This window comes from Streptomyces sp. NPDC029466, assembly GCF_055574515.1.
On sequence record NZ_JBVHZH010000018.1, the window covers coordinates 13,567 to 25,994 of the forward strand.

The window sequence follows — 12,428 nt, forward strand, 5'->3', positions numbered from 1 at the left end:
GTCTCCTCCTCCAACTTGCCTGTCTGACGCCGGTCGCGCCACCGAACCATAAGGCGCGGTGGCGGGAAACGCACTGCCTGTCTTTTAGTTGAGAAGACTTCCCTGAAGTTCGGCGCGCAGATCCGGCGTCAGTACCGTGCCCGCGCGGTCGACCAGCAGGGCCATCTCATAGCCGACCAGGCCGATGTCGCACTCGGGGTGCGCCAGCACGGCCAGCGACGATCCGTCGGAGACGGACATGATGAAGAGGAAGCCGCGCTCCATCTCCACCACGGTCTGGTTGACGCTACCGCCCTCGAAGATGCGGGACGCGCCGGAGGTCAGCGACGTCAGGCCGGAGGCCACCGCCGCCAACTGATCGGCTCTGTCACGAGGGAAGCCCTCGGACATGGCGAGGAGGAGACCGTCCGCGGAGACCACGACCGTGTGGGACACCCCAGGGGTGTTGTCCACGAAGTTGGTGATCAACCAGTTCAGATTCTGCGCCGCCTGGCTCATCGGGCTCACACTAACGCTCCTGATCGTAGGTGCTGCCGGGGCCGAAGCCCTGTTGGTCATTCTGGGGGACCCCGGAGGGGTCCGTGCCGACGTTGCGTCCCTGCTGGACGCCGCGGCGCAGGTTACTCAGCCTGCCGCGGACGTCCTCCGGGGCGCGGGAGACCTGGGGGCCGCCCTGCGGGGTCTGCTCCGCGGCACCTTCGACCAGGTTGGCCTTGGGTACCCGCCGGGGGAGGCCGGAAGAGGTGACTCCGCCCGCCTTCGGCTCACGCAGCCGCTCCGCCCGCTCCCAGCGCTCGTCGTTGGAGCTGCGCCAGTCGGAGCCGTCCTGGCCGGTCTCCGGCGTGCCCCGCTGCTCCTGCACCTGCGGTGCTTGCTGGTCGCGGCCTCCGCGGCGCGGAAGGCCGGCGTCCGTCAGCGAGGGGGCATCGCTCGGTGTGGGGCCCGGACGCTCGAATGGTACGCGCTCAGCGGCGTCAGCGGGAGCGGCAGTTGTATTCCGGTCAGATTCCGCTTCGGTTCCGAAGTAGCCCTCGAATGCGGGGCGTTCGGTCCATTCGTCCGGCTGTGCCGCCTCGTGGGAGACGTATGGCTGCTGGCCCGTGGTCTCCGCGAAGCCCGGCTCGCCGAACGCGTGGCCACCGTGCGACCGGTCGTCGTAGAGCGGTTGATCGGCTTCCGCATATGCCTGGGACGGGAAGTCCTGGGACGGGAAGTCCTGGGACGGGAAGTCCTGGTACGCGCCGCCGGACGGCACCTCGTCACGGAAGAGCGGACGCTCGTCCTGCTGGTACCCGGGAGCCTGCTCACCGGAGGCCTGGGCCTCCAGTGCGGCCCGGCGCTCCTCGCGGATCAGCGAGCGGCCCACCATGTCCAGGTCACCGGAGTCCGGCCGGCCGTAGCGGCTGTCGTCGAAGCCCAGCTCGGCGGCGGTGCGCTGCTGGTTCTCGTACGCCGTGTGCTGCTGGTTCTCCGGCACGATCCGGGAGACCGTGAAGTCGTCGTCGAACTGCTCGTCGCCACCACCACCGTGGGTGATCGCCTCGGGCAGCATGACCAGCGACGTGGTGCCCGCCTGCTCGCCGGAGGGGCGCAGCTGCACCCGGATTCCGTGCCGGTCGGCCAGCCGGCCGACCACGAACAGGCCCATGCGCTGGGAGATCGCGGCATCCACGCTCGGCGGGTTCGCCAGCTTGTGGTTGATGTCCGCGAAGTCCTCGGGGGTGAGCCCGATGCCCTTGTCGTGGATCTCGATCATCACCCGGCCGTCGGGCAGCCGGGTCGCGGCCACCCGCACCTTCGTCTGCGGGGAGGAGAACGTGGTGGCGTTTTCCAGCAGCTCGGACAGCAGGTGCACGAGGTCGGTCACGGCGGTGCCGTGGATCTCGCTCTCGGGGACGCCGGTGAGGTCTATTCGCTCGTAGGACTCGACCTCACTGATCGCCGCCCGCAGGACGTCGACCAGCGGCACCGGCTGGTTCCAGCGGCGGCCGGGCTCCTCGCCCGCGAGGATGAGGAGGTTCTCGCCGTTGCGTCGCATACGGGTGGCGAGGTGGTCGAGCCGGAAGAGGCTCTCCAGCTGGTCCGGGTCCGCCTCGTTGTTCTCCAGGTCGGTGATCAGCTCCAACTGGCGCTCGATCAGACCCTGGTTGCGGCTGGAGAGGTTGGTGAAGATCGCGTTGACGTTGCCCCGCAGCAGCGCCTGCTCGGCGGCGAGCCGGACGGCCTCGCGGTGCACCTGGTCGAAGGCCCGGGCGACCTCACCGATCTCGTCGGTGGTGGCGATCGGGATGGGCTGGACGCGGGTGTCGACCCGGCCCGGATCCGTCCGCGAGAGCTGGTCGACCAGCATCGGCAGCCGCTGCTCGGCGATGCCGAAGGCGGCGGTGCGCAGCTGGCGCATGTTGCGGCTCATCCGGCGGGCCATCAGACCGGCCACGACGAACGCGATGATCAGCGCGGCGAGCACGATGCCGGAGTCGATGAAGGTCGACTGGCGGGCGTCGTCGGAGATCTGCGCCGCCTCGTTCACGGCCTTGTCCGACAGGTCCTTCTCGATGGACCGGTACATGTCGAACTTGCCGGTCGCGGCCGCGAAGTAGGTGTCGGAGGTGAGGCCCCGCGCGCCCAGCGTCTCGGGCGCCGCGCCGGTGGCGATCAGGGTGCCCATCTGGTCGATCGACGGCGGGGTGCGGAACGGCCGGCCGGTGGCCTGCGCCTGCTCCTTCGCCCGCGCGATCTTCTGCTGCGCGGCCTGCTTGAGCGCCTCGCCGTCCTTCTTGAGGCGCTCGACGTCCTCGGGCGTACCGCCGGAGGTGTACTCGCCGATGGCGATGCCCTCCAGGTAGCGGTACGACGCGAAGGCGGTCAGCTGAAGCTTGTGCTCCTTGCCGCCCTGCGGGGACGCCGGGTCGACCAGGAGGTGGGTGCCGATGGACCGCTGGAGCGACACGGCGGCCTTGGCCAGCGCGACGGCGTAGACGGTACGGCCGTAGGAGGTGATGTTGCCGGTGCCCAGGCCGAGTTCGTTGGCGAACTCCATCAGCGGGTGCTGGACCTCGACATAGCCCTCTTCGGTCTGCACACCGCGCAGCTTGGCGGTGTAGGCCGCCTGGCGCAGCTGCTGGAGCTTGGGCTCGGACTTCTCGAACGCGGCGAGGCGGCGCTTGAGGCCCGGCTTGTCCGGCATGGCCTTGGCGGCCTGGTGGAACTTCTCGGCGGCGGCGTCGGTGGCGTCCCGCGCCCCCTGCACGGCCGGGTCGTCCTTCTTGCCCTTCAGCAGCGGCGCCGCGGTGCGGTCCCGCTCGTCGAGCAGGGCGTTGCTGTAGGTGAGCGACGCACGGACCAGCTTCGCGGTGTTCTCCGCGTCCTGCGCTTCCTGCCAGGTGGCGAACGAACTGTCCACCCGCAGCCCGCCGAAGATCAGGGCGAGGATTACGGGGATCAGCAGAATGGCGTTCAGGCGGGTCGCCACGCGCCAGTTGCGCGGGGAGTACTTACCGCCACTGGCCGGAGGCTTCGCGACCGAATTTTCGGGCGCGTCGGAAGCCGGTAGGCCACCTCTGGGCGGCGGTGTGAAGTTGCCCCGCCGCGGTTCCTGCGGCTCGGGGCTCGCCTTGCTTCGCCTCACTCGACCAACAACCTCTCGGCGCCGGCACTGACTTGTGTGCCGTTTCTTCTGGGCGTTCCTACTCCGGAGTTCAGCGAATTTCAGCACGTCAGGGCGGTGCGTTCCAAACACTGGGTAAAGCCGGAGGAGGCGTGAAAGGGCCCGAGATAAAAGGGGCGTTAAGGGCGAGCCGCGCCAAAATGCAGGAGAATTGTGAGCGCAGCGAAGCCGGGCATGCGCGCGGGGTGTCGAAACCCTGCTGATTCACTGTCGAAACGTTATGAAGCAAAATTGTGGGCGTGTCGAAGGACACAGATCGACTCAGGATGCCGGAATCCGGTCCGGGGCAGGGGGGCGCACCCCGCCCCTGACAACTGCCGTACGGTCCGCGCCGGATGGCGGCGGGCCGGTTCCGGCGGACTACTGGAGCCGCGCCATCAGGGCATGCTCCACGAGCGTGATCAGCGCGCTCTTCGCCTCGTTGCGGTGCCGGGCGTCGGTGGCGATGATCGGCGTCCCCGGGCCGATCTGGAGCGCCTCACGCACCTCGTCGGGCGTGTGGGGCTGATACCCCTCGAAGCCGTTCAGGGCGATGACGAACGGCAGCCCGCTGTTCTCGAAGTAGTCGACGGCCGGGAAGCAGTCGGCGAGCCGGCGGGTGTCGACCAGGACCACGGCGCCGATCGCGCCGCGGACCAGGTCGTCCCACATGAACCAGAAGCGGTCCTGGCCCGGCGTACCGAAGAGGTACAGGATCAGGTCCTGGTCCAGCGTGATCCGGCCGAAGTCCATCGCCACGGTCGTCGTGGTCTTGTCCTGGACGTGGCTGAGATCGTCGACGCCCGCCGAGGCGGAGGTCATCACGGCCTCGGTGCGCAGCGGGTTGATCTCTGAGACGGCCCCGACGAACGTGGTCTTGCCCACGCCGAAGCCGCCCGCCACCACGATCTTGGCGGAGGTCGTGGCGCGGGCCGCAGCCCCGTCCGAACCGCTGTCAGAGCTTGCGAAGTCCACTGAGCACCCTCTCGAGCAAGGTCACGTCTGGCGTGCCACCGGCTTCACCGCTGCCGCCCGGCTGGTGGATCGCCACCATCCCGGCCTCCGCCAGGTCCGCGACCAGAATCCGCGCCACACCCAGCGGGATGTGCAGCAGTGCGGAGACCTCGGCGACCGACTTCACCTCACGGCACAGGTGGCAGATCCGCTGGTGCTCGGGCAGCAGCCCGGGCAGCTGAGAGGGGTCGGCGGTCGTGCTGACCAGCGCCTCGATGGCGAGCTGGTAGCGCGGCCGGGTCCGGCCTCCGGTCATGGCGTACGGGCGCACCAGCGGCTGGTCACCTTCGTTCCCGTACGGCGCTTGGCTGTAGGCGCCGTACGGGTCGGAAGTGGCAGGTGGCGGGGTCATGGGTCCTCCGGACGGGACAACTGATGTTGGGCCGGTGGGGGGTGCGGCACATGGATGGTTGGTCTGTACGGAGCGGCGCTGCGGGCGCCGCTCAGTGCAGCAGGCTGCCCTGAAGTTCGGCGCGCAGATCCGGTGTCAGCACCGTGCCCGCGCGGTCGACCAGCAGGGCCATTTCGTAGCCGACCAGGCCGATGTCGCACTCGGGGTGCGCCAGCACGGCCAGCGACGATCCGTCGGAGACGGACATGATGAACAGGAAGCCACGCTCCATCTCCACCACGGTCTGGTTGACCGTCCCGCCCTCGAAGATGCGGGACGCGCCGGAGGTCAGCGAGGTCAGGCCGGAGGCCACCGCCGCCAACTGGTCGGCACGGTCGCGGGGGAAGCCCTCGGACATGGCGAGGAGCAGACCGTCCGCGGAGACCACCACCGTGTGTGACACCCCGGGGGTGTTGTCCACGAAGTTGGTGATCAACCAGTTCAGGTTCTGCGCCGCCTGGCTCATCGGACTCAACTAACGCTCCTGCTGGTGAGTGGGATCGACAATGCCGTGGGTGCCGGTGGACGACGTCCCGGCCTGCCGGCCTTGCTGAATACCCCGACGGAGATTGGTCAGCCGCCCGCGCACATCACTGGGCGCACGCGAGACCTGGGGACCGCTCTGGGTGGACTGCTGCTGTTGCGCGGTGCCCGCGACGAGGTTCGCGCGCGGGACCCGGCGGGGCAGCCCGGAGGTGGTGACACCGCCCGCGGCGGGCTGGCGGATCTGCTCCGCCTGCCGCCACGTCTCGTCGTTCGGCGAGCTGCGCCACTGGCCGGTGGCCTCGGCCGGCGCCGTGCCGCGCGCACCGTTGAGCGGTGCCTCGCTGCGCGCGTCGTTGCGAGCCTCGCCGCGCGCCGGGCCGTCCTGCGCGGCCGCGCGGCGCGGCAGCCGCGGTGCCTCGGGCTCGGCGTCGCCCTGAGGCGGTACCCCGGCAGCGGCGGCCGCCGGGTGGTTGAACCAGTTGGACTCGATGGTGTCGAAGATCGGCGTACGGCCGTCGCCGGGACCGGCGTCCGCCTCACCGAGCACATCGGCGGACGGCGCACCGCTGTCCTGCGACCGCTGCACCGGGAACTGCCCGGTGCCCTGCGACTCGTCGGCGTACGCGGCCCGGTCGGCGTCCGGCCGCTGGTACTGCCCGGTCTCGAACTGCCCGGTCTCGTACTGCCCGGTCTCGTACTGGCCGGTGTCGCTGTCGGGCCGCTGGTACCGGCCCGTGTCGCCGTCGGGCTGCTGGAACTGCCCGGTGTCGCTGTCCGGGCGCCGGTACTGGCCCGTCTCGTAGCGACCGGTCTCGTACTGCCCCGTGTTGCCGTCCGGCACGGGGAACTGTCCGGTGTCGGCGGGGCCGTTGCCCGCACCCTGGCCGGCCGGACGCGCGCCCTGCGGGCGGGACCCGCGCGGGGAGGCGTCCGCGGCGGGCGGCGGACCGTTGAAGTCGGGACGGGCGAACGCCGCGGTGTCACCGGGGCCGCCGCTCGGCGCGGGCCGCTCGAAGCTGCCGGTGGTCTCCGGCTCCTCGTGGCCGCGCGGGCGCTCCTGCGTCTCGCGGGGCGTCAGCGGCCAGTCGTCGGAGCCGCCGCGCTCACGGCGCGCGCCCCAGCTCGTACCGCCGGGCTGCTGAGTGCCCTGGCCGCCGCCCTGGCCGCCGGCGGGCGGACCGCTCGGCAGCTCGGCCGCGGCGCCACGGGCGGGCAGCTGCGGACGCTCCTCGCGGCGCGGGGCGCCGGTCGGCGGGGCGACGGTGGGCGCCGGGCCGTTGTCCGCGCCGCGGGTGGGCAGCGAGGGACGCGAGCCGGCGGGACGGCCGGCGGCCGGGCGGGCGTCGCCGCCCTGCGCCGGGGCACCGGGGGAGCCCGCACCGGGCGGGGCCGTACGGCCGGAGGGCGCCGAGGCGCCGAAGGCGCTGGGCGCACCGCCGCCGGGGCCACCGCGGCCGGGCAGCGCGGGACGCCCGCCGGCCGAGGGACCCGAACCGACCTGACCGCGCGGCTGGAGCCCCGCGAGCCGGCTGGCGGGCGTGCCGCCGTGGTCACCGCCGCCGCCCTTGGCGTTGCTGGGCGCCGGCTTCTTGCCGCCCTGGGCGACATCGACCGGCAGCATGACCAGCGCGGTGGTGCCGCCGGAGTCGGAGGGCCGCAGCTGGATACGGATGCCGTGCCGCAGGGACAGCCGGCCGACCACGAACAGACCCATGCGCCGGGAGACCGAGACGTCCACGGTCGGCGGGCTGGCCAGCCGCTCGTTGATCGCCGACAGGTCCTCGGGGGACAGGCCGATACCGGTGTCGTGGATCTCGACCAGCACCCGGCCGTCGGGCAGCGCGTGACCGGTGACCTTGACCTTGGTCTGCGGGGAGGAGAACGAGGTGGCGTTCTCCAGCAGCTCGGCGAGGAGGTGCACGAGGTCGTTGACGACCCGGCCCGCGACCTCGGTCTGCGGTACGGCGTTGAGCTCGATCCGCTCGTACTGCTCCACCTCGGAGGCGGCGGCACGGAGCACGTCGACCAGCGGCACCGGCCGTGTCCACCGGCGCCCCGGCTCCTCACCGGCGAGGACCAGGAGGTTCTCACCGTTACGGCGCATGCGGGTGGCGAGGTGGTCGAGCTTGAAGAGGGAGGACAGCTGGTCCGGGTCGGCCTCGCGGGACTCCAGTTCGGAGATCAGCGAGAGCTGACGCTGGATCAGACCCTGGGAGCGGCGCGAGAGGTTGGTGAACATCGCGTTGACGTTGCCCCGCAGCAGCGCCTGCTCGGAGGCGAGGCGGACCGCCTCGCGGTGCACGTCGTCGAAGGCCGCGGCCACCCGGCCGATCTCGTCCCGGCTGTGCACACCGACGGACTCGACAGAGGTGTCCACGTCCTGCGGGTCGGACTCGGACAGCTGCTTGACCAGCTCGGGCAGCCGGTCCTGGGCGACCTTCTGCGCGGTGTCCTGGAGCCGGCGCAGCGAGCGGACCATGGACCGCGCCACGACGAACGCGCCGACCAGCGAGACGCCGAGGACGAGCAGGATCAGCGCACCGCTGATGATCGCGGACTGGGTGGCCTCGTTGCGCAGCTCGCGGGACTTCTGCTCCATCTCCGAGAGCAGCGTGGTCTCGATACGCGACATCTCGTCGATCTTGACGGTGTCGGAGTCGTACCAGTCGAGGTAGCGGTAGTCCTGGCTGCGGATGCCGGAACCGCTGGCGAAGGCGCGGTGCGCGAAGGCCACCGCGGCCTTGATCTCGTCGTTGTTGCCGTCCAGACCGCGGGTCAGCGCGCCGGCGCTGTTCTCCCCGTTGCTGGTGTAGATCTGCGAGAAGCGGTCGCGGGCCGCCTTCTCGTTGTTCTCGGCGTTACGGCCGGCCAGCCGGTCGTTGGAGGACAGCTGCGGGCCGCCCTCGTGGGCGAGGCCGGCACTGACCAGGGCGCGCTGGATCGACGCGTACTCCTTGGCCGACGAGAACGCCGCCAGCGCACGGGTACTGCGGATCATCTCCGGGTTGCTGGTCGCCTGCGCCATGTCCTGGGAGAGCGACAGCAGCGAGTTGATCAGCTGGTTGTAGCTGGTGACCGTCCGGGTCGAGTTGTCCGCGTCCTTGTAGGCGTTGTTGCGGATCTCGTTGAGGGTGTTGAGCTGGCGGGTGATCTCCAGGACGGTCGCCCGGACACCGGTCATCGTGGCGTCCTGGCCCCGGATGTCATCGGTGGCCTGGTTGAACGACAGCCGGGCGCGGTCGGTCGCCTCGCGGGGCGCGACGACGTTGGCGTCGTCCTTGACGTTCCCGCTGCCGGCCAGCGGACCGGCCGACTTGTCCCGCTCCACCTGCAACGCGTCGGCGAGCTCGGTGGCCTGCCGGGTCATCTCGGTGAGCAGCTGCATCTTGTCGAGCTGGTCGATGTTCTCCAGCGACGTGCCGATGCGCATACCGCCCAGCGTGGTCGCGGCGACCACGGGAAGCGCGAGCAGGGAGACCAGACGGGTGCTGATGCGCCAGTTGCGCAGCGCTATTCGCGAACCGGGGCCACTGGCCCCCTTCGACGCCTTGGGCTTACCGCTGTCCACGGCGTCATTGCCCGGCGCCTGGCCGCCCCCGTCGACGGGCAGTGTGCTGCCCCCGGCGGAACCGTTGCCCTGGGCGCGCTGGGGCGAGGAGGCGCGGTCGGTTCCGCCGCGCAGCTCCGGGTCCGCCGCAGCGCTGCCATCCCTCTTGAAACGTCCCTGCACTAGCGTCGCAACCTCTGGACCAGGCGTCCCACCTCGGCGGGACGGTGTCGAGTCGTATGGGGACCGCTAAGTCCCCCCATGGCGGTCGTGATGACCGGCGGGCTGTCCTCTCGATCGGAGTGGACGGCACCGCCGCGCGGCGCTTCGTTGCGCCCTGCGCGCCGGCTCAAACATGCGGCGGTCCGTGGAATTCCAGCACAGTGCCGGATCTCCAACAAGAGCGGAGTGCCGCACTGTGACTTGGGTGACGCAATGTGCGGAAGGCGTTACGACGTGTCGAAGATTCCACCGTCGATAACGGACTTTTATCCGCGAGTCGGCCGCCCCTCAAGGCTGTCCCAGGTGCGGTGATCGGGAGCGGAACGTGCACTTCACTCCGCCATTGTCCGATTCGCCCAGGGTTGTTGATCATGGGAAATGCGGCATTTGTCACACACTTCGTGAGCAAACTCACAGGAAGATCATTGAGTCCCCCGGCACATCGCAGGGAATAGCGCGCTTAGCCTGACGCTTTACACAGTTGCCGAGAATGACAAGGCAGCTTTCCGCAAGCCCTTTCCCGACTTCGATGACGCGAGGCATGCAGCAGTGAAGACGACGATGATGTTCCGCAACATAGCCAACCCGCGGCGCACCACCCTGGCCCACCTCACCGACGCCGAGGAGCTCGGCACCGAGGCCCCGGAGCACACCGTCGAGCTGCCGGCTCAGACCGCCAACCCCCGCCGTACGGTCCTGATGACCGCCCCCGAGCAGGTCGTCCCGGCGTAATCAGCGGCGGACCGGCAGCAGCCCCGCGATAGCCTGGAGTGTCAACTCCGGCCAGTGATCAATGAGGGGCAACGGCAACCCGTGCGCATCGCAAGATTCTCCATCGACGGCAACGTCGGCTTCGGCGTCCTCGAAGACGGCGAACTCGACGTCATCAAGGGGCATCCCTTCGCGGAATTCGAGCGCTCGGGCCAAAAGGTCCCCCTCGACAAGGTCCGGCTGCTGCCGCCGGTCCTCCCCAACAAGGTCGTCGCGATCGGCCGCAACTACGCCGAACACGCCGCCGAGCTGGGCCACGCCGTCCCGGACGTCCCGGTCACCTTCTTCAAGCCGTCCACCTCGGTGATCGGCCCCGGCGACCCCATCGCGTACCCCTCCTTCTCCCAGGAGGTGCACCACGAGGCGGAGCTCGCCGTCGTCATCGGCCGGATGTGCCGTGAGGTGCCCCGCGAGCGCGTCAAGGACGTGATCCTCGGCTACACCTGCGCCAACGACGTCACCGCCCGCGATGTGCAGCAGCGCGAGAACCAGTGGGCGCGGGCCAAGGGCTTCGACAGCTCCTGCCCGCTCGGCCCCTGGGTCGAGACCGGGCTGGACCCCGCCGACATCGCCGCCGGCCTCGCCATCCAGTGCACGGTCAACGGCGAACAGCGCCAGCTCGGCCGCACCAGCGACATGGTCCGCCCGGTGGAGGACCTGATCGTCCACATCACCGAGGCCATGACCCTGCTCCCCGGCGACGTCATCCTCACGGGCACCCCGGCCGGGGTCGGCCCCCTCAACGTCGGCGACGAGGTCGCCGTCACCATCGAAGGCATCGGCACTCTCACCAACAAGGTGATCAAGCGTGGCTAACGCGACCCCCGTCCGCGTCCGTTTCTGTCCCTCCCCGACCGGTAACCCCCATGTCGGCCTGATCCGTACCGCCCTGTTCAACTGGGCCTACGCACGGCACAACAAGGGCACCCTGGTCTTCCGGATCGAGGACACCGACGCGGCCCGCGACTCCGAAGAGTCCTACAACCAGCTGCTGGAGTCGTTCCACTGGCTGGGCTTCGACTGGGACGAGGGCCCCGAGGTCGGCGGCCCGCACGCGCCGTACCGCCAGTCGCAGCGCATGGACCTCTACAAGGACCTCGCCGACAAGCTCCTCGCCGCCGGCCACGCCTACCACTGCTACTGCACCACCGAAGAGCTCGACGAGCGCCGTGACGCCGCCCGCAAGGCCGGCAAGCCCTCCGGCTACGACGGCACCTGCCGCGAGCTGACCGCCGAGCAGAAGGCCGCCTACGACGCCGAGGGCCGGACCTCCATCGTCCGCTTCCGGATGCCCGACGCGCCGATCACCTTCACCGACCTGGTGCGCGGCGAGCTGACCTTCACCCCGGAGAACGTCCCGGACTACGGCATCGTCCGCGCCAACGGCGCCCCGCTGTACACCCTGGTCAACCCGGTCGACGACGCCCTGATGGGGATCACCCACGTCCTGCGCGGCGAGGACCTGCTCTCCTCCACCCCCCGCCAGATCGCCCTCTACAAGGCCCTGATCGAGCTGGGCGTGGCCAAGGAGATCCCGGCCTTCGGCCACCTCCCGTACGTCATGGGCGAGGGCAACAAGAAGCTCTCCAAGCGCGACCCGCAGGCCAACCTCAACCTCTACCGCGAGCGCGGCTTCCTCCCCGAGGGCCTGCTCAACTACCTCGCGCTGCTCGGCTGGTCCTTCTCCGCCGACCAGGACCTCTTCTCGGTGCAGGAGCTGATCGAGAAGTTCGACATCGCGGACGTCAACGCCAACCCGGCCCGCTTCGACCTGAAGAAGGCCGAGGCGATCAACGCCGACCACATCCGGCGCCTGGACCTGGAGTCCTTCATCACGGCCTGCGAGCCCTGGCTGACGGCCCCGCACGCCAACTGGGCCCCCGAGGACTTCGACGAGGCCGCCTGGCGCGCCATCGCCCCGCACGCCCAGACCCGCCTGACGGTCCTCTCCGACATCACCGCCAATGTCGACTTCCTCTTCCGCAAGGAGCCGGTCGAGGACGAGGCGTCCTGGACCAAGGCCATGGGCAAGGGCGACCCGGTGGCGCTGCTGACCACCGCCCGCGCCAAGCTGGACGCCGCCGACTGGACCGCCGGCCCCGAGCCCCTCAAGGAGGCCGTCCTGGCCGCCGGTGAGGAGCACGGCCTCAAGCTCGGCAAGGCCCAGGCCCCGGTCCGGGTGGCCGTCACCGGCCGCACGGTCGGCCTGCCGCTCTTCGAGTCCCTGGAGATCCTGGGCAAGGAGCGCACCCTCCAGCGCATCGACGCGGCCCTGGCCAAGCTGGCCGGCTGATCCCGCGACCGCCTGAAGGGGCCCGGACACCGCACGGTGTCCGGGCCCCTGGCGTATC

Annotated in this window: 9 protein-coding genes; 3 read left to right on the plus strand and 6 right to left on the minus strand. The window is 70.3% G+C overall.

Features of this window, described 5'->3' with window-relative positions; genetic code table 11:
* Positions 1 to 84: 84 nt before the first annotated feature.
* The 6 genes from ACZ4XD_RS15830 to ACZ4XD_RS15855 form a co-directional block, all read right to left on the minus strand.
* The gene (locus ACZ4XD_RS15830; protein ID WP_018087204.1) at positions 85 to 498 is read right to left on the minus strand and encodes a roadblock/LC7 domain-containing protein; all 414 of its coding nucleotides are present in this window, start codon (positions 496 to 498) and stop codon (positions 85 to 87) included.
* Positions 499 to 508: 10 nt separating this feature from the next.
* Positions 509 to 3,628 (minus strand): nitrate- and nitrite sensing domain-containing protein, encoded by a 3,120-nt coding sequence (locus tag ACZ4XD_RS15835; protein WP_468042445.1) that lies wholly within the window; start codon positions 3,626 to 3,628, stop codon positions 509 to 511.
* 399 nt (positions 3,629 to 4,027) lie between these two features.
* A complete protein-coding gene (locus ACZ4XD_RS15840) occupies positions 4,028 to 4,621 on the minus strand; it encodes a GTP-binding protein (protein WP_468042447.1) in 594 nt (197 codons plus the stop codon).
* On the minus strand, positions 4,602 to 5,012 hold the full coding sequence (locus tag ACZ4XD_RS15845; protein ID WP_127153185.1) for a DUF742 domain-containing protein: 411 nt from the start codon (positions 5,010 to 5,012) through the stop codon (positions 4,602 to 4,604). The genes ACZ4XD_RS15840 and ACZ4XD_RS15845 overlap by 20 nt, the downstream gene beginning before the upstream one ends.
* A 91-nt stretch (positions 5,013 to 5,103) precedes the next feature.
* Positions 5,104 to 5,517, minus strand: a complete 414-nt coding sequence (locus ACZ4XD_RS15850; protein ID WP_018087200.1) for a roadblock/LC7 domain-containing protein — start codon at positions 5,515 to 5,517, stop codon at positions 5,104 to 5,106.
* A 9-nt stretch (positions 5,518 to 5,526) separates the two neighbouring features.
* Entirely contained in the window at positions 5,527 to 9,267 is a 3,741-nt protein-coding gene (locus ACZ4XD_RS15855) for a sensor histidine kinase (RefSeq protein WP_468042450.1), read from the minus strand.
* Positions 9,268 to 9,855: 588 nt separating this feature from the next.
* Between ACZ4XD_RS15855 and ACZ4XD_RS15860 the strand changes: the two genes are divergently transcribed.
* From ACZ4XD_RS15860 to gltX, 3 genes are all read left to right on the plus strand, one after another.
* A complete protein-coding gene (locus ACZ4XD_RS15860; RefSeq protein WP_468042452.1) occupies positions 9,856 to 10,038 on the plus strand; it encodes a hypothetical protein in 183 nt (60 codons plus the stop codon).
* An 81-nt stretch (positions 10,039 to 10,119) separates the two neighbouring features.
* Entirely contained in the window at positions 10,120 to 10,893 is a 774-nt protein-coding gene (locus ACZ4XD_RS15865) for a fumarylacetoacetate hydrolase family protein (RefSeq protein ID WP_468042454.1), read from the plus strand.
* Complete coding sequence (gltX, locus tag ACZ4XD_RS15870) at positions 10,886 to 12,370, plus strand: glutamate--tRNA ligase (protein WP_468042457.1); 1,485 nt, start codon at positions 10,886 to 10,888, stop codon at positions 12,368 to 12,370. Before ACZ4XD_RS15865 ends, gltX begins: the two co-directional genes overlap by 8 nt.
* The last annotated feature ends 58 nt before the right edge of the window (positions 12,371 to 12,428 follow it).